We start from the raw sequence: 23,830 nt of genomic DNA, 5'->3' as shown, positions 1-23,830 counted from the left end.
ATGAAGATCACCGCCGCGCGCGTCATCGTGTGTTCCCCGGGACGCAACTTCGTGACGCTGAAGATCGAGACCGACGAGGGCCTGACCGGCATCGGCGACGCCACGCTCAACGGCCGCGAGCTGGCCGTGGCGAGCTACCTGGAGGACCACGTGGCGCCCTGCCTGATCGGGCGCGACCCGCACCAGGTGGAGGACATCTGGCAGTACCTGTATCGCGGCGCGTACTGGCGGCGCGGGCCGGTGACCATGAGCGCGATCGCCGCGGTGGATACCGCGCTGTGGGACATCAAGGCCAAGGCAGCGGGCATGCCGCTCTATCAGTTGCTGGGCGGCAAAAGCCGCACCGGCGTGATGGTGTACGGCCACGCCAATGGCAGTGATATCGAGGCCACGGTGGACGAGGTGCTGCGCTACAAGGAAATGGGCTACCGCGCGGTGCGCGCGCAATCGGGCGTGCCGGGGCTCAACAAGGTGTATGGCGTGTCGTCGGACCGGCTGTTCTACGAGCCGGCCGACGCCTCGTTGCCATCGGAGCACGATTGGAGCACGGAGCGCTACCTGGACCACACGCCGCGCCTGTTCGAGAAGGTGCGGGACGCGGCCGGCTGGGATCTGCACCTGCTGCACGACGTGCACCACCGGCTCACGCCGATCGAGGCGGCTCGCCTGGGCAAGTCGCTGGAGCCGTTGCGCCTGTTCTGGATGGAAGACGCCACCCCCGCGGAGCACCAGGAGAGCTTCCGGCTGATCCGCCAGCACACCACCACGCCGCTGGCGGTGGGCGAAGTCTTCAACACCATCTGGGACTGCAAGACGCTGATCCAGGAACAGTTGATCGACTACATCCGCGCCACCGTGGTCCATGCGGGCGGCATCACGCACCTGCGCCGCATTGCGGACTTCGCCGCGATGCACCAGGTGCGCACCGGCTCGCATGGCGCGACCGACCTCTCGCCGGTGTGCATGGGCGCCGCGCTGCATTTTGACCTGTGGGTGCCTAACTTCGGCATCCAGGAATACATGCGCCACAGCGAGCAGACCGATGCGGTGTTCCCGCACGCCTACACCTTTGCCAACGGCATGCTGTATCCGGGCGATGCGCCGGGACATGGCGTGGATATCGATGAGACGCTGGCGGCCAGGTATCCCTATCAACGCGCTTACCTGCCGGTGAATCGCCTCGCCCACGATGGCACGCTCTGGCACTGGTAGCCCCAATGCCAGCCAAACACAGGCACGCACTATGACGACGCCAAGACTGCACCCCGACACGCTCGCGCAGCTTCCGCATGACGTACAGCGCCCGCGCTATCCGCGCGAACGCCTGCGCGGCGGCATCGTCCACCTGGGCATCGGCGCTTTTCACCGCGCGCACCAGGCGGCGGCGACGGAAGCCGCGCTGCACGCCGATGCCGCCGGCGCGCACTCGCTAGACTGGGGCATCGTCGGCGTCTCGCTGCGCCGGCCCGACACGCGCGACGCGCTGGCGCCGCAGCAAGGCCTGTACACGCTGGCGCTGCGCGGAGTGCGGGACGACGGCAGCCGCTTCGCGCAGTTGCAGGTGATCGGCGCCGTGATTGCCGTGCTCGTGGCCGCCGACGATCCCGATGCCGTCCTGGAGCGGATCGCGCATGCGCACACGCGCATCGTCAGCCTGACGGTGACGGAGAAGGGTTACTGCCATGACCCCGCCACCGGCACATTGAACTTCGGCGATCCGGGCATCGCGCATGACCTGCTGCATGCCGGCGCCCCGGTTACCGCCATCGGCTATCTGGCGCGTGGCCTGCAACGGCGCATGGCACGCGGCCTGCCGCCGCTGACCTTGCTCAGCTGCGACAACATCGCCGCCAACGGCGACACGCTGCGCGGCTTGCTGCTGGCCTTCTGCGCGCGCGTGGATGGCGCGCTCCACGATTGGGTGGCCGAACGCTGCGGCTTTCCCAATGCCATGGTCGACCGCATCGTGCCCAAGACCACCGTGGACGATGCCGCGCGCATCAGCGCCGCGCTTGGCGTGGAGGACGCCTGGCCCGTGGTGGCCGAACCCTTCCTGCAGTGGGTGATGGAGGACCGCTTCGTGGCCGGCCGGCCACGCTGGGAGGCGGGCGGCGCGCAGTTCGTCGAACACGCGCACCCGTTCGAGACGCTCAAGCATCGCCTGGTCAACGGCAGCCATTCCACCATGGCCTACCTGGGCATGGTGGCCGGGTGGGCCACCACCGACCGCGCCATCGCCGTGCCGGCTGTGCACGCGCTGATCGCCGGCATGATGGAGCAGGAAATGCTGCCAACCTTGCCTGCGTTACCGGGGCTGGACACCGCGGCCTATCGGCGCGACCTGCTGGCGCGTTTTGCCAATCCCGCGCTGCAGCATAAGACCAGCCAGATCGCCATGGACGGCTCGCAGAAGATCCCGCAACGCCTGCTGGCGCCGATCCGCGAGCGCTTGCGCGCCGGTGCCCCGTTTGCGCGCCTGGCGCTGGGCGTGGCCGGCTGGCTGCATTTCCTGCGCGGCCGGGACGAGCACGGCGCCGAGTACCGTATCGAAGACCCGCTGGCATCTTCGCTGCATGCCTTGCTGGCCGAGGCCGACGCCCGCCATGCGCGGGAAGCGGATCGCATCGCGGCCATCGCGTCCTTCACGCCGGTGTTCGGGGATCTGGCTGCCTCGCGCGTGTTCGTCGAAACGCTTGCCACGCACACGCGCATGCTGCGCGAGCGTGGCGTGCTGGCGACACTCGCGGCGGTCGCAGGCACGCAGGCCAGCGCCACCTGAACGGATCGCTGCCCGCCAAGTACCGATCCTGCCACCCGCGCGTGGCGCGTTGCGGCGCCAACGTGGCGCCGGTCCCACCTCCAGCACTTATTTGCGCGTGTGCGGTCAAACGATCAGGCCGGCGTGTCCTATGCTGTGCAAATACGCAGGCCGCATCAGCAGTCAGGTCGCAACTTGCGTATATCAAGCGCAACAGCAGAGCAACAGCAGAGCAACCGCGGCGAAAGCGGCGGTGAAACAGCATATCCGGAGGTGGCTATGGAACTTCACATGCAATCGCACCACTACGTGCGCCGCATGCCAGACTGGACCGCGGCAGCGGTGTCGGGGCTGGCGGCCGGGGCGCTGCTGATGGTGATCGAGCTGTTCTGGTCGACGATGGTGGCGGGCATCAACCCGTGGGGCACGACGCGGATGATCGCGGCGATCCTGATGGGGCCGGGCGTGCTCCAGACTTCGTTGTTCAGCGTGGGTACCGTGGCCGCGGCGCTGATGATCCACTTTGTGCTCGGCGCGGTGCTGGGCATGATCCTGGGGGCCATCATCGCGCCGTTTCACCTGGACTCGAGCACGGGCCTGGCATTGCTTACCGGCGCGGTATTCGGCATTGCCGTGTACCTGCTCAACTTCTACGGCATGACGCACTTCTTCACCTGGTTCGCCGATGCGCGTGGCTGGCATACGCTGGTTGGCCACATGATCTTCGGCATGACCGCGGCCATTGCCTACTGGAAGCTCGAAAGCAAGGATGTATCTCACTGAGCACGCAAACCGGAGGAAATACCAGCGCGGCTTAGCGGTTTTGACCCGCGCATTGCCACTACACGGGCCGTGCGGGCCGGCGGCGGCGGATGAGAGCTTCGGCTTTCTCCGCCGCTTTTTGTTTTGCCGCCGGTGGCGCGCGGCGGGGCCGATTGTGTGTGGCATCGCACCCAAAGCGCTGTCAAGGCCGCCTTGCCGGTGGCGGACCAGATGCACTAGTCTTATCTCAGCTTGCGTGTAGTTCGCAACCTTCTGTACGCAAGCGGGAGGGTCGGTATGGCGATAGCCATTGCAATCGTGATCATCGTCGTTGCCTCGGTGCTCTTCCATTTCGTGAGCCCGTGGTGGGCGACGCCGCTTGCCTCCAACTGGAAGCAGATGGACGACACGCTGACCATCACGCTGGTCATCACCGGCATCTTCTTCGTCATCATCAACCTGTTCGTTGCCTACATCGTCTGGCGCTACCGCCATCGCGACGGCGCGCGCGCAGCCTATCAGCCGGAGAACAGCAAGCTGGAGCTGTGGCTGATCGCGGGCACCACGCTTGGGGTGATCGCGCTGCTGGCGCCGGGCCTGTTCGTCTATGCTGAGTACGTGCGCCCACCCGGCGACGCCATGGTTCTGGAGGTGGTGGGCCAGCAATGGCAGTGGGGCTTTCGCTTCCCCGGCCGGGGCGGCCAGCTCGGCACCTCGGACCCGCGCTTTGTCACCCCCGCCAACCCGCTCGGCGTGAACCCGGACGACCCGCGCGGGCAGGACGACATCATCGTTGCCGGCCAGGAAGTCCATCTGCCGCTGAATCGCCCGGTCAAGGTGCTGCTGCGCTCCAAGGACGTGCTCCACGACTTCTACGTGCCGCCGTTTCGCGCCCGCATGAACATGGTGCCAGGCACTGTCACGTCGTTCTGGTTCACGCCGACCAAGGCGGGCACGTTCGAGATCCTGTGCGCGCAACTGTGCGGGGTTGGCCACTACAACATGCGTGGCCACGTGGTGGTGGAGGACGAGGCGGCGTTCCAGGCATGGCTCGCGCGCCAGCCGACGTTCGCGCTGACCATGGTGAAGACGCCTCCCGCGGCGGCGGCGGCTGCGCCCGCTGGCGCGCCGGCAGCCGATACGCTCGTCGAGCAGGGCCGCGCGCTGGCGCAGAGCAAGGGCTGCGTGGGTTGCCACAGCATCGATGGCACCGTTGGCGTGGGGCCAAGCTGGAAGGGCTTGTATGGCAGCATCGGCACCTTTGCCGACGGCAGCAGCGCGAAGGTCGACGATGCTTACCTGAAGATCGAGATCACCGATCCGCAGGCGCGCCTGGTCAAGGGCTTCGGCCCGCTCATGCCGAAGATGGCCTTGAGCGACGAGGAGGTGAGCGCGCTGATTGCCTACATCCGCGCCAACGGCGCGCCCGGTGCGGCAACGCAGGCGGGCGCCGCGTCGGGCGCTGCGGCCAGGTAGGTCGCACGCAGGTTGCAAGGAAGGCTACAGGAGGGAGTGCAATGGCATACGCCGACGAGGCCGCCCACGACGGACCGCAGAGCTTCTTTACCCGCTACATCTGGAGCCAGGACCACAAGGTAATCGCCGTGCAGTACACGCTGGTGGCCATCTTCGTGGGGCTGATCGGCGTGGTGCTCTCCAACCTGATGCGCCTGCAACTGGGTTTCCCCGGGCACTTCACGTTTATCAATGCCAACCGCTACTACCAGTTCGTGACCATGCACGGGATGATCATGGTGATCTACCTGCTTACGGCGCTCTTTCTTGGCGGCTTCGGCAATTACCTGATCCCGCTGATGGTGGGGGCGCGCGACATGGTGTTCCCGTACCTCAACATGCTGAGCTTCTGGGTCTACTTCCTCTCGGTGCTGGTGCTGCTGTCGAGCTTCTTCGTACCGGGCGGGCCCACCGGCGCCGGCTGGACGCTGTATCCGCCACAGGCCATCCTGCCGGGCACGCCCGGCTATGAGTGGGGCATCATCCTGATGCTGGTGTCGCTGCTGATCTTCATCGTGGCCGCTACCATGGGTGGGCTCAACTACGTCACCACCGTGCTGCAGGCCCGCACGCAGGGCATGACGATGATGCGCATGCCGCTATCCGTGTGGGGCATCTTCATGGCCACCATCCTGGCGCTGCTGGCCTTTCCGGCGCTGTTCGTGTCGGGCGTGATGATGCTGCTGGACCGCACGCTGGGCACAAGCTTCTTCATGCCGGCGATCGTGTCGCTGGGCCAGCAGCTCAACTACAAGGGCGGCAGCCCGTTGCTGTTCCAGCACCTGTTCTGGTTCTTCGGCCACCCGGAGGTGTACATCGTCGCGTTGCCGGCGTTCGGCATCGTCTCCGACCTCGTCAGCGTGCATTCGCGCAAGAGCATCTTCGGCTATCGCACCATGGTGTGGGCCATCCTGGCTATCGGCGTGCTGTCGGTGGTGGTGTGGGCGCACCATATGTTCGTGAGCGGGATGAACCCGTACTTCGGCTTCTTCTTTGCCACCACCACGCTGATCATCGCCATTCCCACCGCCATCAAGGTCTATAACTGGGTCATTACGCTGTGGCGGGGCGACATCCATTTCTCGGTGCCGATGCTGTTTGCCATCGCCTTTATCAGCACCTTCGTGATCGGCGGGCTGACCGGGCTGTTTCTGGGCAATGTCAGCGTGGACATTCCGTTGTCGAACACGTATTTCGTGGTCGCGCACTTCCATATGGTGATGGGCGTTTCGCCGATCCTGGTGGTGTTTGGCGGGATCTATCACTGGTACCCCAAGGTCACCGRCCGCATGCTCAACGACAAGCTGGGGCACATTCATTTCTGGGTGACGTTCGTCGGCACCTATGCCATCTTCTTCCCGATGCACTACCTGGGCATCCTTGGCATGCCGCGGCGCTATTACGCCTATGACAACTACGCCTTCATCCCCGAGTCGGCGCACACCATGAACGCCTATATCTCCGTGGCGGCATTTATCGTGGCCGCGGCGCAGTTGCTGTTCATCGTCAACCTGGCCTGGAGCCTCAGGCACGGCAGGCTGGCAGGGTCAAATCCCTGGCGCGCGGCCTCGCTGGAGTGGCAGACGCCGGATACGCCGCCCGTGCACGGCAACTGGGGCGCGGAGCAGCCGGTGGTGCATCGCTGGGCCTACGCCTATAGCGTGCCGGGCGCGAGCGAGGATTTCATCGCGCAGAACGCGCCACCCGAGGCCGGGGGCGCCGAGCCCGAACCACATACCAGCCATGGAGCCGTGGCATGAACGCGAACCTGATCTATCGCGCCGGTGCCGACGGCGAGCGGCGCCCGGGCCCCGGCCCCGGCGATGTGGGCAGGCAGCGCGCGGGGCCCGCGCCGGGCAGCATCGGGCTGTGGGTGTTCATGGGCGTGGTGAGTTCGCTGTTTGCATTGTTTATCGCTGCGTATGCCATGCGCATGGATTCGCCTGACTGGCACGCCGTGGCGTTGCCGTGGCAGGTCTGGCTGTCCACGGCCTTGCTGGCCGCGGGGAGCGGGGTGATGCTGGTGGCCGCGCGCGCGGCCCGCGCCGGACGTGTCTCGGTGGCGCACCGCGTGCTGTGCTTCGGCGGGCTGGCCGCGGCGGCGTTCGTGGCGTCGCAGTTGTGGGCATGGCAGGCCCTGCTTGCCATCCATGTGGTGCCTGCCAATAACCCGTCCGGCAGCTTCTTCTACCTGCTGACCGCGATGCATGGCCTGCATGTGCTGGGCGGCCTGGCCGGCTGGGCGATGGCCATGCGCGCCGGGCCGGGCAGCGCGCTGCGCATTCGCCTGTGCGCGCGCTACTGGCATTTCCTGCTGGCCGTGTGGCTGGTGCTGCTGGCCGCGCTTGGCTGGCTCACGCCGGAGTTTGTTCGCTTTATCTGCGGCCGCGGCTAGGCGGCCCGGCTGATTCTCGAAGGAGACGTGCGCATGTCTTCGCTACCCACTTCATCCGCACCGGCGGTGACCGGCTTGCGCGGGCTGGTGGCCGACTGGTCCTCGGACCAGCAGGCCTTCAAGGTGTCGTGGGGCAAGGCGATGATGTGGATCTTCCTCGTCTCCGATACCTTCATCTTCAGCTGCTTCCTGACCGGGTACATGACGGTCAGGATCGCTAGTACCGCGCCCTGGCCGAACCCCAGCATCGTGTTCGGGCTCAAGGTGGGCGGCACCGAGGTGCCGTTGCTGCTGATCGCCATCATGACCTTCGTGCTCATCAGCAGCAGTGGGACGATGGCGATGGCCGTCAACTTTGCGTATCGGCGCGATCGCGTGAGATGCGCGTTGCTCATGTTTGCCACGGCGCTGTTCGGCGTGGCCTTCGTCAGCATGCAGGCCTTTGAATGGACCAAGCTGATCATGACCGAGGGCGTGCGCCCGTGGGGCAACCCGATGGGGGCGCCGCAGTTCGGCTCCGCCTTCTTCATGATCACCGGCTTCCATGGCCTGCATGTGAGTTGCGGCGTGATCTACCTGCTGATCGTCGCCACCAAGGTGCTGCGGGGCCGCTACGAGCGCACGGGCAACTACCAGATCGTGGAGATCGCCGGGCTCTACTGGCACTTCGTGGACCTGGTGTGGGTGTTTATCTTCGCGCTGTTCTATCTCTGGTGAGGCCCCTCATGGCTGCGTCGACCCCATCTCCCGAAGTGCCCGCGCAGGCCCCCGCCGTTGCCGGCTCGCACGGCGATCTGCCCCACGGGCAAGCGCACGGGCAGCAGCATGGCCAGCAACATCCCATTGGCCTGTACCTGAAGATCTGGGCGCTGTTGTTCGTGCTGTCCACGCTGTCGTACCTGGTGGACTACTTCCATTTCGAGGGCTATCTGCGCTGGACCCTGATCCTGCTTTTCATGTTGATGAAGGCCGGATTGATCGTGGCCGTGTTCATGCACATGGCCTGGGAGCGGCTGGCGCTGATCTGCGCCATCCTGCTGCCGCCGCTCTGCCTGCTGGTGCTGGTGGGCCTGATGGCGGCCGAGGCGGACTACACGTTCCTCTTGCGCGGCGTTTTCTTCCGCTGAGCGCGCCTGTCCGTGCGGTGCGTGTTCCGTGGGCGCCATCCGGGTACACTTGCCCGGCTGCCGCCACTACGAGGAAACCATGCACCCAGCTACGGAAGCCATCCTGATCTATAACCATGGCCGCGATCCCGAGCGGCTGACCCGCAAGCTCGCCGCCATCGCCGCCGATCCGTTCTCCTTCCTGCGTGGCACTAACCATCTCTACGCGGCCTCGGTGGGCACCGAGGCCGCGCTGATGGAGGCACCCACCACCTATGTCTGCGGCGATCTTCATCTGGAAAACCTGGGCAGCTTCAAGGGCGACAACGGGCTGGTTTATTTCGATCTGAACGACTTCGATGACGCGATGGTTGCGCCGCTGACGGTGGACCTTGTGCGCCTGCTGTCCAGCCTGATGATCGCGGCACCGCAGCTCGGCCTGTCGGATGCCGACGCGCGCGCGGGCGCCGAGCACATGCTCGATACCTACGCGGCGGTGCTGGCCAGCGGCAAGCCGCGCTGGGTGGAGCGTGCCACCGCCACCGGCCTGGTGGCGACGCTGCTGCGCCGCGTCAAACGCCGCCGCCGCGGCGAGGTCCTGGCGGCGCGCACCGTGCGGCGTGGCGGGAAACGGCGCCTGCTGATCGACAACATCCACGCACTGGCCCCGCTCAAAGGCGAGCGCAAGCGCGCTGGCGCCATCCTGCGCGAGTTCGCGCGGCAGGCCCACCACGGCCAGTTCGTGGCCGACGATGCGGCGCGGCGGGTGGCGGGCGTGGGCAGCCTGGGGCTGGAGCGCTATGTGGTGCTCGCGCATGTGCCCGGCACGCCCACCGCCCAGCGGCTTATCGACATCAAGCGCGCCGCGCCCAGCGCGTGGCAAGGCTTGCCGTATGGCGCGCAACCCGCGTGGGGCAACGACGCGTCGCGCGTGGTGCATATCCAGCACGTCATGCAGGCGGCGTCGCCTGCGCTGCTCTCGGCGGTGACCATGGGTGCCGTGTCAAGCAGCCCGTCCTACATCGTCAAGAGCCTGCAGCCCACGGCCGACCGCGTGAACCTTGGGCCTCACACCGATCGCGCCAACCTGAACGAAGTGCTTCTCACGATGGCACGCTCGGCGGCCTGGGCGCACCTGCGCGGCTGCGGGCATGAAGCTGCCGATCGGATCGAGGCGTTGCAGGAATTCGCTGCCGGTTCGCGCTGGCGCGCGCCGGTGCTGCGCCTGGCGCGGCATGGCTGCGAGATGGCGCAGGCGCAGTGGAAGGACTTTGCCGAGGACTACCACAACGCCCGGGGGAAGTAGGCCTGGCTCGCGCACTTGCTAGACGTCGCCAGCCATTTTCTTCCTGGCCGGGCGGTTGCCCGGCCAGGACGGTACATCAGACTTGCGTGATGAACTTGGTCACCAGGTAGCCATCGAAGGTTTCCTGGCCGCCTTCGCTGCCGATGCCGGAATCCTTGATGCCGCCGAACGGCGTCTCGGCTAGCGCCATGCCGAAGTGGTTGATGTTGACCATGCCGGCTTCCAGGCCGTTGGACACCACCGTCGCGGTCTTCAGCGAGTTGGTGAACACGTACGAGGCCAGGCCGAACGGCAGGCTGTTGGCGCGGCGCAGCACTTCCTCCACGTCCTTGAAGCGCGTCACCGGCGCCACCGGGCCGAAGGGCTCGTCGACCATCAGCTTGGCGTCGTCGGGCAGGTCGGTGACCACGGTCGGGGCAAAGAAGAAGCCCTTGTCGCCGATGCGCTTGCCGCCCGCCACCACCTTGCCGCCGCGATGATTGGCGTCGTCCAGGAACTGCTCCATCGAGGCGATGCGGCGCTCGTGCGCCAGCGGCCCCATCTGGGTACCGTCGTCCAGGCCGTCGCCAACCTTGATCGAGCCGATCACCTCGGTAAAGCGCGCCAGGAACTTGTCGTAGGCTTTTTCCTGCACGTAGAAGCGCGTGGGCGACACGCATACCTGGCCGGCGTTGCGCAGCTTGAAGCGCGCCAGCATTTCCGCTGCCGGCTCGATGTCGGCATCGTCAAACACCAGCACCGGCGAGTGCCCGCCCAGCTCCATGGTCACGCGCTTCATGTGGGCGCCGGCCAGCGCGGCCAGCTGCTTGCCCACCGGCACCGAACCGGTGAACGAGATCTTGCGCACGATCGGCGATTCGATCAGGTAGGTGGAGATCTCGCCCGGCACGCCCCAGACGATGTTCAGCACGCCCGGGGGCAGGCCTGCATCGTGGAACAACTGGGCCAGCGCGACCACCGCGCTGGGCGAGTCTTCCGGCCCCTTGAGGATCAGCGTGCAGCCGGCGCCGATGGCCGAGACCATCTTGCGGATCGCCTGGTTGAAGGGGAAGTTCCACGGCGTAAAGGCAGCGCACACGCCGATCGGCTCGCGCACCACGATCTGGCGCACGTTGGGCTGGCGCGGCGGGATCACGCGGCCGTAGATGCGGCGGCATTCCTCGGCGTGCCATTCGGCGTGCTCGGCGCAGATCATGACTTCGCCGATGGCTTCGGCCAGCGGTTTGCCCTGGTCCAGCGTGATGTTGCGGCCGATGTCCTTGGCGCGCTCGCGGGTCAGTTCCGCCACGCGGCGCAAGATCCTGGAGCGCTCCAGCGGCGAGGTCTTCTTCCAGCTTTCAAAGGCGCGCTGCGCGGCGGCCAGGGCGCGGTCCAGGTCGCCGCGGTTGGCATGCGGCAGCTTGCCTAGCAGTTCCTGGGTGGCGGGGTTGATGACGTCTTGCTCGCGTCGGTCCCCTCCCTTGACGAATTCCCCGTCGATGTAGAGGGCGAGATCCTGGTACATGCCTTTCTCCTGAAGAAGGTTGCGTGCGACAAGCGCAGCCGGTGCCGGTGCGGTGGGGGATGCCGCGCCTGGGCGCGGCGGCCAAACTGCAAGCTTAACGCGTCGGCCGGTTTTGTGCATCGGCAGGCGCCGGCGTTTCCGAGGGGGTGGCGTAAAGTGCCGCAAAAACCACTTTTGGCGTGCTCTTTAGAACTCAGGAAAGCATGGCTGATGCCCCGGGCTCACCCGCGCCGCATCGCCACCATGCTGCGCGTAGCCAGCGCTAGCGCATTGTGCCGGTTGCCGCCGCCCAGGTCATCGGAGATTTCCGTGGCCGCGTTCAGCACCAGCGCGGCAAAGCCCTTGATCTTGTGTGGCCTGAACCGTTCGGCGGGCCCCGACAGCCCGATGGCGGCGATGACGTGCCCGTTGCCGTCGCAGATCGGCGCGGCCACGCCGTAGACGGTCTCGCGCCACTCGCCGCGGTTGACCGCATAGCCCTGCTTGCGCACCTTGGCCATTTCCCGCAGGAAACGCTCGGGCTCGACGATGCTGTTGGGTGTGGACGGCGCCAGCGTGCTGAACATGCGCTGCAACGCGGTGTCCGGCTGGAAGGCCAGCATCGCCTTGCCGGTGGCCACGCAGTGCGCCAGCGCCCGCCCGCCGATCTGGGTATAGGCGCGCACGGGGTTGGGGCTGTCGATCTTGTGCACGTAGACCACCTCGGCGCGGTCCAGCACGGACAGGTGCACGCTCTCGCCGCTAGCGTGCATCAGCTTGTCCATCCGCGCCTGGGCATGGCGGCGCAGGTCCAGCCGCGAGAGCACCGCCGAGCCCAGTTCCCAGAGCTTGATGGACGCGCTGTAGCCGGTGCCGGAGGCGTCGCGGATCACATAGTTGAGCTCGGTCAGCGCTTGCAGCAGCCGGTGCACATTGCTCTTGGCCAGGCCCAGGCGGGCGGCGATCTCGGTGAGGCCCAGCGGGCGGTCGCTGTGCGCCAGCAACTCGATCACGCCGAGGCCCTTGATCAAGGTGTTGTTCATTGGTTCATTGAAACGATGCCCTAATGCGAATGGCGCAACCTTGTTCTCAAATGTGGAACGATAGTATCGTATTTTGCAACTCCCTATAATCGTTGCAGCACGTCGTCGCAGCGCGGCCGGCAGCCTGCCCAGGAGGGCAGCTGATTCACGGCGCCGCGCCTCTCTCTTTCCCTGTGGATGCTTCCCATGCGTGATCTCGCCCAACCGGACCTGCCGTTGCAAGGCGTGCGGGTCGTGGAATTCTGTACCGTTGCCGCCGGGCCCTTTTGCGGCATGCTGCTGGCCGACATGGGCGCCGAGGTGATCAAGGTGGAAGCGCCCGAGGGCGACACCTTGCGGCAGTGGCCGCCGCTGTCCGATGGCTTCTCGGAGAACTTCGCTTCGCTCAACCGCAACAAGGAATCGGTGGCGCTCAACCTGAAGGATGCCGCTGATGTGGCGCTGGCGCGCGCGTTGATCCTGGATGCCGACGTGGTGATCGAGAACAACCGTCCCGGCGTGATGGACCGGCTCGGGCTGGGCTACGCCAGCTTTCGCGAACAAAAGCCAGGTCTGGTGTATTGCTCGGTGTCCGCCTACGGCCAGAGCGGCCCGCGCGCAGGCGAGGGCGGGTTCGACCTCACCATCCAGGCTGCCGCCGGCGTGATGAGCGTGACCGGTGAGCCCGATGGCGCGCCGGTGAAGTGCGGCGTGCCGCTGGCGGACTTTGCTTCGGGCCTGTACGGCGCCTTTGCCATTGCCAGCGCGCTCGCCCGGGTGCGGGCCGGCGGCGCGGGCGCGCATATCGATGTGCCGATGTACGGCTGCACGCTCGGCATCGCCGCGCTACAGACCAGCGAGTACTTCGGCACTGGCCGGAGCCCGGCCAAGCTGGGCTCCGCGCATCCGCGCAATGCGCCGTACCAGGCCTTCCAGGCCGCCGACGGCTACTTTGCCATCGCCGCGGGCAACCAGAAGCTGTGGCTTGAAGTGGTGCGCGTGGTGGCACTGCCCGCGCTGGCGCAGGACGCGCGCTTTGCCACCACGCGCGACCGCGCGGCCAACCAGGCCGCGTTGAAGATCCTGCTGGAAGAGCGCTTTGCCACCGCTGGCGTGGCGCACTGGATTGCCGCCTTCAATGCCGCTGGCGTGCCGCATGCGCGCATCAACGACTATGCCGCCGCGCTGGACGATCCGCAGGTGGCGCATATGGAGTGGGTGCGCCCGCTGACGCTGCCTGGCGGCCACCAGACCCGCACCTTCGCCTCGCCGCTGCGTATCGACGGGCTGGGCTTGCCGATCCGCCGCGACCCGCCGGCGCTGGGCGAGCACAACGCCGCCGTGCGCGCCCGCTACCAGGCGGGTGGCGCAGCCGCGGAACAAAACCCCAAGTCATGCTAATGGCAGATGGAGGAATCATCATGAGCAACAAGACCGGCAACATCGATCGGCTGCGCGCGTTCGTTGCCACCATCAGCCGCGTGGTCACGCAGGCGGAACGCGAGGGCAGCAGCGAGCCGGACATCCTCGCGCAAGCCAGCGCCGCGCTGAGCGAACTGGTGGCGCACGACGACTGGCTGCCTGAGGCCATGGCGCGCCCGCATCCTGTCTACTACCAGCAGCATCTGCTCTATGGCGATCCGCTCGATCGTTTCTCGCTGGTCAGCTTCGTCTGGGGGCCGGGCCAGCAAACGCCCGTGCACGATCACACCGTGTGGGGCCTGATCGGCATGCTGCGCGGCGCCGAGGTGGACCAGCACTACCGCGTGGAAGGCGGCCGGCTGGTGGAAGACGGCGATGCCGTGGTGCTGAGCGCCGGCCAGGTGGCCGCGGTCTCGCCCACGCTGGGCGATGTGCACCGCGTGCGCAATGCGCATGACGACCGGGTGTCGATCAGCGTGCATCTGTATGGCGGCAACATCGGCCGCATCCACCGCCATGTGTATGACGCCGCCAGCGGCGCCACCAAGCCGTTCGTATCCGGCTACTCCAACGCGCTGGTGCCCAACCTGTGGGCGCCGGCGGCAGCGCCGGCGCAGGGGTGAACGTGGAACAAGCCGGTCTGCTGATTGACAAGCAAGGCGACGTCACCCGATTGACGCTGAACCGGCCCGAGCGCGGCAATGCGCTGTCAGCCGGGCTGGTGGAGGCGCTCGCGGCGGCGGTGCTGGCGTGCCACCACGATGGCACCCGCTTGCTCGCCATTGACGGCGCCGGCGCGCATTTCTGCACGGGGTTCGATCTGGGCGAGCTGGAAAGCGAGAGCGACGATTCGCTGCTTGCGCGTTTCGTGCGCGTCGAGCTGCTGCTGCAAAGCGTGCATGGCGCGCCCTTCACCACCGTCGCGCTGGTCCAGGGCCGCGCCATGGGCGCGGGCGCCGACCTGATGGCGGCCTGCGAGCAGCATTGGATCGCGCCGGGCAGCACGCTTGCTTTCCCCGGCGCGGCCTTCGGCCTGGTGCTGGGCAGCGCTCGGCTGGCGCAGCTGGTGGGTGTGGCTACGGCGCGGGACTGGATCGCGAGCGGGCGGGCCGTCCGGGCCGAGGAAGTGCTGGCCTGCGACATGGCTGGCACTTTGGTGGCGCCGGAGGCGCGCGCCGCCGCGCTGGCCACGTTGGCGCAGCGTGCGCGCCGGCTGGATGCGCCAACCCATGCCGCGATCCAGGCCGCCACGCAGGGCGGCCAAGCCATGGCCGAAGCGGCGCGCGCGGCGCAGCTGGCCGAGCTGGTGCGCTCGGCCGCCCGGCCGGGACTCAAGGCGCGCATCGCTGCCTACCGGGCAGCGTCCAGGCGCTGACTCAGCGCGGCTCCGGGCTGAACGCCGGCAGGTCCGGCCATGCCAACGCTGCCCAGGCGCCCTTGGGCGGTGCCAGCAGCTGGCGCAAGCTGGCTTCATCGAAGGCCTTGCCCAGAGGGTCGGCGCGGAATGCGGCAAGCCATTGCTGGCGGCCGGCGATAAAAGCGTGGCCGAAATCCTCCCAGCTGGCAAAGCAGTCCTGCGCGCGCTGCGCGTTGAGCAGAAGCACGCGCCAAGCGGGCATTGGCTCGACCCAGCCCATCAGCATGACGTTGCGCGCAAAAAATGCCATCCGGACACAGGCAAAGGCCAGCGCGGCGCGCGGATCGTCTGTCGGCAGCAGCGCATGCAGGTCGGCGCGAAACCACCGCGATTCGAACACCTGGGCGAGGTGCTGGCGCACTTCGTCATCCGTGGCATTGGCGCGGAACTCCATCTGATGCAGCAACTGTACGCGGAACAACGCGCGCGCCGCGTCGGTCATGTGGTCCGAGGCGGGGTTGAAAAACCCCGTCATGTTGGTGGCATCGACCATGGGCCGCGCCAACGTCAATGCCCATTGCTTGCGCCCGGTGAACATGGCGGGACGCTTGGGGCGCAGGAAGCGGTAGACCCGCCATAGCACAAAGGCCCCGAGGAGCAGGTAGAAGACATTCATCCCATTTATCCGATCTGGCGCACCGCTATGCCTCGCGAAGGCGAATCCTGGATTTGCGCCGCGTGCGACAGCGAGATGTCTGGCCATGGCACGCCTTCCGTGGCGACAACCGCCTCGGCGTCACCCGGGCCTGGCGTTTGCCGAGTGGCATACCGGACCGATGCGGCCATCGGCGTACGTTCCGCCAGCAAGCCGGGCTGGCGCGCGGCGACCAGCCACTCCACCATTGGCGTCGGCGCGCGGAGCCTGACAAAGAGTTGTGGGTACCGGGCGACCAACCGGGTCTGCGTCGTGGCGTCGGCCACGTCTTCAATGCGCGCCCAGCCGGCTGGCGTGCGCACCACGCCGATGGCGATGCAATCGTCCGGGGTTTGCTCGTCGGTACCCAGGGCGTTCAGGCAGGCCAGCACATCTTCCACGTAGCGCGCGATGGGTGGCCTGTTCTGCTTGCCCTTGACCTGGTCGACGGTGAGCGCGCCACTGGCCAGCACATGCACGCTGATGGTGATATGCGGTTGCCCGCTGGCATCGCGGAAACTCAGCAAGCGCAGGCGCTGCTGCGCCACGGCTTCTGCATAGCGCTCGCCATAGCCGCCGGACAGCGCGCGCCGGTCGGAAAACTGCCCCAGGCAATGCCGCATGACATAGCTTTCAAAGGCCATTTCCGCGCGCAGCAGCGCGCTGCCGGGCAGCAATTCCACGAACACGCCATGCGGCGTCGACAGCAAGGTGCGCAGCGCTTCGGGCTGGCTCTGGCGCCAGCCGCGCTCGATGCGCGTGGCCATCTCGGCATGTTCCTTGTCCCACAGCGCCAGCGCTTGCGGGCAGGTGATGCGGTCGAGCTTGCCGTCGAGGGCGGTGCCCTGGCGCGAGGTCAGGAACTCGACGAGCCGCGCTTCCAGCGCCAGCAGGCGCGGCTCGACAGGATCCACCCAGACGACCGGGGCCGGTGGCGTTGCTGCCTCGCCGCCGCTGCCCTTGGCCGGCGCGCCAAAGCGCGCCGCCACCCACGCCGGCATCGCCTCGGATCTCAGGGCCTGCCGCGCGCCGTCGAGCGTATCGATCTTGATGGCCGGCTCGAAGTTGGCGACGAGATGGCGATAGAAGTGGTTGAGCAGCCAGGCGCGCACCGCCGCATCGTCGCCGCGCGCCTGGCTGCGCGCGGCGATGCCCGCCTTCAGGGCGCCGGCATTGAGGGCGTTGCGCGGCGCGTAGCCCGTCGTCCGCCTGGCGGTACTCATTTCCAGACTTGCCACCAGCTCTTGCTCTTGCCGGCGGGGGTGGCTTGCGTGCGGTAGAGCGCCACTTTTTCCTCCATCGCCTTGACATCGGCGAGCTCGTATTCGTTGCTGCGCGGATTGAGTGCGATGGCACGCTCAAAGAGCGCGGCGGCCTCGGCGTGGCGCTGCAGCCCGCTGAGCGTGTCGGCCGCCAGGCTGACCATCCAGGATTCCGAGCAACCATCGACGTGGCGCGCGATGCGGCTCCACAGGGCCGCGGCTTCCTCCGGGCAGTGATGCGCCAGGTTGAACGCCATTTGCAGGCGCACGCCCAGGTCCCTGCTCGACAGGTTGCTATTGTCCTGGCCTTCTTCCCGCTCCCATTTCACCAGGCGCTCCACCCAGATGGGAATCTCGCGGTCGCGATCGAGCTTGTACAGGGCCTGCGACACCTCGCTCAGGTACTCGTTGGGGTCATGCCGGCTGTAGCCAAACTCGGCGGCGTAGTGCCAGAGCTGCTCGGCGGCGCTGACGATCCCCTCGGCATCCTGCATGGCGATCCGCACGCTCAGCAGGCCGGCGTAGTGTTCGGAAAACGGGCTGGCGGCGATGCCGCGCTTGTGCAACTCGACGGCATCTTCGTAGCGCTGCTCGTCGTACCGGTAGATGATGGCCAGGTTGTTGCACAGCATGGAGTACAGGTGCGCGCAGGCATCGTACGGATGGCCGGCGCCGCTCTCGAAATAGCGCTCCAGGCATGCCTGCCCTTGTTCGTAGGCGGCAATCTGCAGCTTGATGAAATCGCTGTAGGTTTCGTTGCGCGACTCGGCGGGGACGCGGTCCAGGTGTTCCGCGAGCAAATCGCCAAGCGCGACCCCGAAGTTGTACGCCCACAGCCCGCTCGGCAGGGAGAAGGCCGGCAGCTTCAGCGTCTGGATCACCCCGAGCGATTGCACCCGTGCCTCGAACAAGGCATAGGCCGTGCGGTTATCCTCCATGCCGCCTTCCTGCGCCGCCGCATACAGCCGCGAAGCTTGCGTAGTGGCATCGATGCGGCCCGCCGCGCCGTCGTTGACTGCCGCCAGTCTCGCGATCCATGGATGGCCCGGCGAACGCTGCTCGGCCAGTGCGCGCGCTGCGTCGAATACCGCTTGCAAGGCCTGCGTATCCACTTGCTCACCCACGGCGCCAAAGAGCGCTTCATGCGTCGGGGAGAGGGTCCGCAGATCCTCTTCGCCCTCTTGCGCTTTCGACAGGAAGGCCACCAGCGTTTCTTCCGTATTGCAAGCCCGCATGGCGCACAATGGCCACCAGGCCGAGCCGTCGGCCGCATCGGCCAGCCGCGCGTGAACCAGCTGCGCGGCGCCGTCCCACATCTCGTCCTCGACCTGATAGATGTGCAGGAACGCCCGGCGTCCGGCATCGTCAACGCGCTGGGCTTCCATCAGCCACGGCAGCTCGTATTCGATGAAGTCATCGCTTCCGTTCGACGACAGGCTATGGCGCGCGGCGGAGCAGGCGTTCAGGGCGCCGGGCAAATCGCCTTGCGCGTACAAGGCGCGCGCCGCGAGCCGGGACAGCCTGACTTCCAGCTCACGGCGCTGCGGCAAGGACTGCTGCGCTGTCAGGGCCCTCGCGGCCTGCTGGAAGTCGGCAAGGCGCTCGGGCGCGATGCCGATCAGGGCGCTGCCCAGGCGCAGCCAGTCGTTGTCGTCGACGTCCTGTTCCGCGTCGGCCGTCTGCAGCGCCAGGATGGCCGCGCCAGCCGCTGCGCGGGCCTCGTCGTTGCTGTCATGGCGCGTCAGCGCCCAGGCGCGCCGCCGCTGATAGTCGGCGAGGTCCCATGCACGGAACGGCGCACGTTCAGCGATGGCCCCGTTCAATGCATGGCGCAGGTCAATCGTCTCCAGCGCAATGCCCAGCTTGCGCAGCTCCAGGCTATCGAACACGCGAAGCTGCCGGTATCGGTCCGCATTCAGCTCCGGCATCCCTGCCACGATGGCGCGCATTTCTGCAAGGGCACGCTGGATGCTCTCTTCGTCGTTGACGTGGTTGGCTATCTGAAGGCGATAGAGCGCCAGGTGCATGCGCAGTTCGGCCTGCGCTTCGCGCGGCGTGGCTTCCAGCGTGCCGGCGCCGTCTGCGTTGACCACCGCCAGCGCAGCCGCCGGATCCCCCGCGCGCATCCAGAGCGTATGCAGCCGGTCGATGGACTCAAGGGAATCGGCCCGCAGAGGCTTGGCGCGCAATCTGGCCAGCAAATCAGCGGCTTCACTTGAATTGCCTTCCTCGAGATCGGCTTCGAGACGATCCAGTAACTGTTCCAGCTGAGCACCTGTCAATGCGTTGCCATTGATATCCACGGATCTTTTCCTAATGTGATCTAGTTTGCACCTAACGCGGGATTCTACCCGGAGATGCGACGGACCCGGAAATTGCGCCCGATGGCTCGCCCAACGGCGCCGCGGTTCAAGCGATCACCACGATAAAACGCCCCGCCTCCTTGGGGGAGGCGGGGCGTTTTATCGTGGTTGCCTGTAACGAGGTAAGGGCTACGGGGTAAGGGGCAAGGGGTAAGCGGCAAGAACGCGGCCGTAGGCGCTTAGTTCTTCGGCGCGTCGGCGGGCGTGGCCGACATGTCCTGCTTCATGGTGTCGTTGTTGGCCTTCTTCTCGGCGCTCTTTTGCTGCCTGGCGGACTTCACGTCCTGCTTGTACTCTGTCTTGGCGGCCTTTTTCTTGGCCTTGTATTCGTCCGAGGCCTGCTTGTTGGCATCGCGGCGCTGGACGAGCGGATCCTTCGGCGGCTCGATCTGTGTCGTGCCGGCTGGCACCGCGGCGTTGCCGCTATCGGCAGGCACGGCGGGCGTCTGGGCAAAGGCTGCCGCACATAGCAGGCCAGCGGCCAGGGCGGTGGAAGCTTGCAAAAAGCGAATCGGCATGTTCTTCGTCATATTGGACCTCACGGTGCGTGGATGAAAACGGCACTTGGACGCCATCGTGGGGACACCGCGATGGCTGCTCTGGGAGACACCAAGGGCCACTTGTGTATTGCGTTTCGTGAATGTTTGACTCCTCGCGCACGGAGCCCGTGCCCTGATCCAAACAACTCCTTACAATTGGCTTTCTGTCTGACAGACGACTACCGACAAGGGCTGTCAGCAAGGTGTGACATAGTGGCGAACGTGGGCATCGCGCATTGCATTGCCCCGCGTCTCCGGCCGATCCCAGGCGCAACAAGAGCACGATAAGAACGCGATAAGAACACGAGACCCCCCTCGAACATGCCAACAAAATCCAATGCCCAGCTGACCACGGGCCCGATCGGCCGCACGTTGCTGCTGTTTTCGCTACCGGTGCTGGGCAGCAATATCCTGCAGTCGCTCAATGCCTCGATCAATTCCGTGTGGGTCGGGCATTTCCTCGGCGAGGCGGCGCTGACTGCCACCTCGAACGCCAACATCATCCTGTTCTTCCTGCTCGGCGTGGTGTTCGGCATCAGCATGGCCAACACCATCATGATCGGGCAAGCCGTGGGCGCGCGCGACCTGGTCGAGGCGCGCCGCGTGGTGGGCACCAGCACCACCTTCTTCGTCCTGCTGTCGGTATTGGCGGCGGCGCTGGGCTACGCCTTCACACCCGACATCCTTGCCGCGATGGGCACGCCGGTCGATGCCAGGGCGCTTGCCATCAGCTACCTGCGCATCATCTTCCTGGCGCTGCCCTTCATGTATTTCTACAACTTCGTGATGATGACGCTGCGCGGCGCGGGAGATTCGCGCACGCCGTTTTATTTCATGCTGTTGTCGGTGGGGCTGGACGTGGTGCTCAACCCGCTGCTGATCTTTGGCATCGGCCCGTTCCCGGAGCTCGGCATCGCAGGCTCGGCGCTGTCCACGCTGATCGCGCAGTTGGCGAGCCTGGCCGCAATGCTGATCGTGCTCTACCGCCGCCACCACTTCCTGGCGCTGCGGCGCCACCAGCTCACCTACCTGAGGCCCGATACCGCGATCCTGCGCGCGTTGGTGGCCAAGGGCTTGCCGATGGGGCTGCAGATGGTGGTGATCTCGTCGTCAGCGATCGTGATGATGTCGCTGGTCAATCGCTACGGCTCGCAGACCACCGCCGCCTATGGCGTGGCCTCGCAGTTGTGGACGTACGTGCAAATGCCCGCGCTGGCGGTTGGCGCCAGCGTGTCGTCGATGGTGGCGCAGAACGTGGGCGCCGGGCTGTGGGATCGCGTGACGCGCATCACGCGCGTGGGGCTATTGTTCAACCTGATGATGACCGGTGCGCTGGTCGCTCTGATCTACCTGTTCAACCGTCACTCGCTGGGCTTGTTCCTGCCCGATGACGGCACGGCCATCGGCATTGCGCAGCATATCAATGCCATCGTGCTGTGGTCCTTCATCCTGTTCGGCTTCACCATCGTGCTGTTCGGCACCGTGCGGGCCACCGGCGCGGTGATGGCCCCGCTGGTGATCCTGTTCCTGTCGATGTGGGTGGTGCGCCTGCCATTTGCCTGGGTGCTCGAGCGCACCATCGGCGCCGACGCGATCTGGTGGAGCTTTCCGCTGGGCTCGGTGGTTTCGGTCACGCTGGCGGTGGCGTATTACCGCTTCGGCAACTGGCGCGCCGCCCATATCCTGCCGGTCGCGCCCTGGCCGGCCCCGGAGACGGAGTTTGCGCCCCAGGCGCCCGATACCAGCATGGGCACACCGTGCGAGGAAGCCCTGAGCATGGCCGGTGCTGGTGCCGCCGGCGAGCAGGCGCTGGCGGACGCGTCCCGCGAGATGTCGAAGCAGGGCGCCGACTGAGGCCGAACGCTGCCGATTGTGGCGGTGCAGGGTGATGCGCGGGTCGCCCGGCGCGCCGCAATTTGTCCAGAATGCCCAGGTGAAAGGCAATCGAAAGTTGCCTGTGGCATTGTGCCGTGCATAGGCAAAACGGACGCGCTCCCGTCCGTGCTTTCTTGTCCTGATTTTCTTCTGCTCCGGCGCGCGTCCGTTGGCCGCCGGCACGCTGGCGCGTTCGCGCCAGTGACCCATGCGATCCCCCGCTTTCCTTTGTCGTGCCTTCGTTTCGTTTAAATACATCACAACGTGATATTTATTTCCGGTGATGAAACGGACCACGTATCGGTGAATACCCCTAAACCAAGACAAATGAAAGCAAGCTGAAAGATCGCCTCTCTAATGTTCGTTGCATCCCGCAGGGACACTTTTTTTTCCTGCCGAACGGACCACCTCCGCATGCAAAGAGCCTGCGAGCGGAGGGGCACTGCTTTCACGTACTTTGAGGAGAATCGTTTTGCGCATACGCAGCCAAAAGGACTTTGCCTCCGGCCTGATGTTCATTCTGGTCGGATTGTGCTTTTCCTGGGTCGCCCGCGGCTATTCCATGGGAACAGCCGCCAAGATGGGCCCCGGATATTTTCCGTTTCTACTCGGCCTGGTACTCGCCGTGCTCGGTGCATTCGTGCTGATCGGCTCGGTATCGAAAAAGGGTGAAGCTGACCAGCTCGCCCGCTGGGACTTGAAGACTCTGTTGTGGATTCTGGGTTCGGTGGTGCTGTTCGGCCTGCTGCTCAAGCCGCTCGGCATGGTGTTGTCGGTGTTCGTGCTGGTGCTGGTGTCGTCGATGGCCAGCCATGAGTTCAGCTGGAAGGGCGCGGTCTTGAACGCGATTGTCCTGGTGCTGATCAGCATGGGCGCCTTCGTGTACGGCATCAACCTGCAGATGCCGGTGTGGCCTGCTTTCATTACTGGTTAAGGAGTCGGCCATATGGAATTGATTGACCATCTTGCCTTGGGCTTTTCCACGGCGCTTTCGTTGCAGAACCTGGCATACGCCTTCCTGGGCTGTGTGCTGGGTACCTTGATCGGCGTGCTGCCGGGCCTGGGGCCTCTGGCCACCATCGCCATGCTGCTGCCGGTGACCTATACGCTGCCGCCGGTGGCAGCGCTGATCATGCTGGCCGGTATTTACTACGGCGCACAGTATGGTGGCTCCACCACCGCTATCCTGGTGAACCTGCCGGGTGAATCGTCGTCGGTGGTGACCACCATCGATGGCTACCAGATGGCACGGCGGGGACGAGCAGGCGTGGCATTGGCCACCGCCGGCCTGGGTTCCTTCTTTGCCGGCTGCGTGGCGACGCTGATCCTGGCCGCGTTTGCTACGCCGCTGTCGGAACTGGCGTTCAAGTTCGGTCCTGCCGAGTACTTCTCGCTGATGTGCCTGGGCCTGATCGGCGCCGTGGTGCTGGCTTCGGGCTCGCTGCCCAAAGCCGTGGCGATGATCGTGCTGGGGCTGCTGCTGGGCCTGATCGGTACCGACGTGAACTCGGGCGCCGCACGCTTCTCCTTCGACATCCCCGAGCTGACCGATGGCATCGACTTCGTCGCGCTGGCCATGGGTATGTTCGGCTTCGCGGAAATCATCGCGAACCTGGAGCAGAAGGAAGCCCGCGAGACCTTCACCGACAGCGTCACCAATCTCTGGCCGACCAGGGAAGACTTCCGTCGCATGATCCCGGCAGTGCTTCGCGGCACGTTCCTGGGCTCCGCGCTGGGCATCCTGCCGGGCGGCGGTGCGGCACTGGCTTCGTTCGCAGCCTACTCGCTGGAAAAGAAGACCTCCAAGTACGCACATGAGTTTGGCAAGGGCGCCATCGAAGGCGTGGCAGGTCCGGAATCGGCCAACAACGCCGCGGCGCAGACCTCCTTCATCCCGCTGCTGACGCTGGGCATTCCGCCCAACGCCGTGATGGCGCTGATGGTGGGCGCGATGACCATCCACAACATCCA

Annotated in this window: 21 protein-coding genes; 15 read left to right on the top strand and 6 right to left on the bottom strand. The window is 66.1% G+C overall.

Annotated elements, in window-relative coordinates; all coding sequences use genetic code 11:
• From manD to AB4061_RS30855, 9 genes are all read left to right on the top strand, one after another.
• Positions 1-1,212 carry a D-mannonate dehydratase ManD gene (gene manD / locus AB4061_RS30895; RefSeq protein WP_441640023.1) on the top strand — a complete coding sequence of 404 codons (1,212 nt, stop codon included), beginning with the start codon at positions 1-3 and terminating at the stop codon, positions 1,210-1,212.
• Positions 1,213-1,243: 31 nt separating this feature from the next.
• On the top strand, positions 1,244-2,779 hold the full coding sequence (locus AB4061_RS30890) for a mannitol dehydrogenase family protein (RefSeq protein ID WP_441640022.1): 1,536 nt from the start codon (positions 1,244-1,246) through the stop codon (positions 2,777-2,779).
• A gap of 258 nt (positions 2,780-3,037) precedes the next feature.
• Positions 3,038-3,541 (top strand): hypothetical protein, encoded by a 504-nt coding sequence (locus tag AB4061_RS30885; protein WP_441640021.1) that lies wholly within the window; start codon positions 3,038-3,040, stop codon positions 3,539-3,541.
• A 276-nt stretch (positions 3,542-3,817) separates the two neighbouring features.
• Positions 3,818-4,996, top strand: coding sequence for a cytochrome c oxidase subunit II (locus AB4061_RS30880; RefSeq protein WP_441640020.1), 1,179 nt, complete (start codon positions 3,818-3,820; stop codon positions 4,994-4,996).
• A 41-nt stretch (positions 4,997-5,037) separates the two neighbouring features.
• The gene (gene ctaD, locus AB4061_RS30875) at positions 5,038-6,795 is read left to right on the top strand and encodes a cytochrome c oxidase subunit I (RefSeq protein ID WP_441640019.1); all 1,758 of its coding nucleotides are present in this window, start codon (positions 5,038-5,040) and stop codon (positions 6,793-6,795) included.
• Positions 6,792-7,430 carry a bb3-type cytochrome oxidase subunit III gene (locus AB4061_RS30870; protein WP_441640018.1) on the top strand — a complete coding sequence of 213 codons (639 nt, stop codon included), beginning with the start codon at positions 6,792-6,794 and terminating at the stop codon, positions 7,428-7,430. The genes ctaD and AB4061_RS30870 overlap by 4 nt, the downstream gene beginning before the upstream one ends.
• Before the next feature lie 33 nt (positions 7,431-7,463).
• Positions 7,464-8,147: a heme-copper oxidase subunit III family protein gene (locus AB4061_RS30865; RefSeq protein ID WP_441640017.1), complete on the top strand. Its 684-nt coding sequence runs from the start codon at positions 7,464-7,466 to the stop codon at positions 8,145-8,147.
• 8 nt (positions 8,148-8,155) lie between these two features.
• The gene (locus AB4061_RS30860; RefSeq protein ID WP_441640016.1) at positions 8,156-8,557 is read left to right on the top strand and encodes a cytochrome C oxidase subunit IV family protein; all 402 of its coding nucleotides are present in this window, start codon (positions 8,156-8,158) and stop codon (positions 8,555-8,557) included.
• A 79-nt stretch (positions 8,558-8,636) separates the two neighbouring features.
• Entirely contained in the window at positions 8,637-9,842 is a 1,206-nt protein-coding gene (locus tag AB4061_RS30855) for a DUF2252 domain-containing protein (RefSeq protein ID WP_441640015.1), read from the top strand.
• A gap of 76 nt (positions 9,843-9,918) precedes the next feature.
• On the opposite strand, the gene AB4061_RS30850 is transcribed toward AB4061_RS30855, so the two are convergent.
• Positions 9,919-11,346, bottom strand: a complete 1,428-nt coding sequence (locus AB4061_RS30850) for an NAD-dependent succinate-semialdehyde dehydrogenase (protein WP_441640014.1) — start codon at positions 11,344-11,346, stop codon at positions 9,919-9,921.
• 221 nt (positions 11,347-11,567) lie between these two features.
• Positions 11,568-12,368 (bottom strand): IclR family transcriptional regulator, encoded by an 801-nt coding sequence (locus tag AB4061_RS30845; RefSeq protein ID WP_441640013.1) that lies wholly within the window; start codon positions 12,366-12,368, stop codon positions 11,568-11,570.
• 186 nt (positions 12,369-12,554) lie between these two features.
• On the opposite strand from AB4061_RS30845, the gene AB4061_RS30840 reads away from it, so the two are divergent.
• The 3 genes from AB4061_RS30840 to AB4061_RS30830 are packed head-to-tail and all read left to right on the top strand — an operon-like array spanning position 12,555 to position 15,144.
• Positions 12,555-13,748: a CaiB/BaiF CoA transferase family protein gene (locus tag AB4061_RS30840; protein WP_441640012.1), complete on the top strand. Its 1,194-nt coding sequence runs from the start codon at positions 12,555-12,557 to the stop codon at positions 13,746-13,748.
• 20 nt (positions 13,749-13,768) lie between these two features.
• Positions 13,769-14,392, top strand: a complete 624-nt coding sequence (locus AB4061_RS30835; RefSeq protein WP_441640011.1) for a cysteine dioxygenase — start codon at positions 13,769-13,771, stop codon at positions 14,390-14,392.
• A gap of 2 nt (positions 14,393-14,394) precedes the next feature.
• Positions 14,395-15,144: an enoyl-CoA hydratase/isomerase family protein gene (locus AB4061_RS30830; RefSeq protein ID WP_441640010.1), complete on the top strand. Its 750-nt coding sequence runs from the start codon at positions 14,395-14,397 to the stop codon at positions 15,142-15,144.
• A gap of 1 nt (position 15,145) precedes the next feature.
• Here the strand turns inward: AB4061_RS30830 and AB4061_RS30825 are convergent, their stop codons facing one another.
• The 4 genes from AB4061_RS30825 to AB4061_RS30810 all read right to left on the bottom strand — a co-directional run bounded on the left by AB4061_RS30825 (position 15,146) and on the right by AB4061_RS30810 (position 19,963).
• Complete coding sequence (locus AB4061_RS30825; RefSeq protein ID WP_441640009.1) at positions 15,146-15,802, bottom strand: DUF1266 domain-containing protein; 657 nt, start codon at positions 15,800-15,802, stop codon at positions 15,146-15,148.
• A gap of 5 nt (positions 15,803-15,807) precedes the next feature.
• A complete protein-coding gene (locus AB4061_RS30820; protein WP_441640008.1) occupies positions 15,808-17,043 on the bottom strand; it encodes a hypothetical protein in 1,236 nt (411 codons plus the stop codon).
• Positions 17,040-19,385, bottom strand: a complete 2,346-nt coding sequence (locus tag AB4061_RS30815) for a hypothetical protein (protein ID WP_441640007.1) — start codon at positions 19,383-19,385, stop codon at positions 17,040-17,042. Before AB4061_RS30815 ends, AB4061_RS30820 begins: the two co-directional genes overlap by 4 nt.
• A gap of 239 nt (positions 19,386-19,624) precedes the next feature.
• Positions 19,625-19,963, bottom strand: a complete 339-nt coding sequence (locus AB4061_RS30810) for a hypothetical protein (RefSeq protein ID WP_441640006.1) — start codon at positions 19,961-19,963, stop codon at positions 19,625-19,627.
• A gap of 342 nt (positions 19,964-20,305) precedes the next feature.
• On the opposite strand from AB4061_RS30810, the gene AB4061_RS30805 reads away from it, so the two are divergent.
• The 3 genes from AB4061_RS30805 to AB4061_RS30795 form a co-directional block, all read left to right on the top strand.
• A complete protein-coding gene (locus AB4061_RS30805; protein ID WP_441640005.1) occupies positions 20,306-21,838 on the top strand; it encodes an MATE family efflux transporter in 1,533 nt (510 codons plus the stop codon).
• Positions 21,839-22,331: 493 nt separating this feature from the next.
• Entirely contained in the window at positions 22,332-22,793 is a 462-nt protein-coding gene (locus AB4061_RS30800; RefSeq protein WP_150987427.1) for a tripartite tricarboxylate transporter TctB family protein, read from the top strand.
• 12 nt (positions 22,794-22,805) lie between these two features.
• Positions 22,806-23,830: tripartite tricarboxylate transporter permease (locus tag AB4061_RS30795; RefSeq protein ID WP_441640004.1), on the top strand; the 1,025-nt coding region annotated here is incomplete at its 3' end.

The organism is Cupriavidus sp. YAF13 (genome assembly GCF_052113425.1).
In the GTDB taxonomy this organism is placed as follows: Bacteria; Pseudomonadota; Gammaproteobacteria; order Burkholderiales; family Burkholderiaceae; genus Cupriavidus.
Note: the sequence above shows the minus strand (reverse complement) of the source record. Positions and strands in the feature narration are given on the sequence as shown.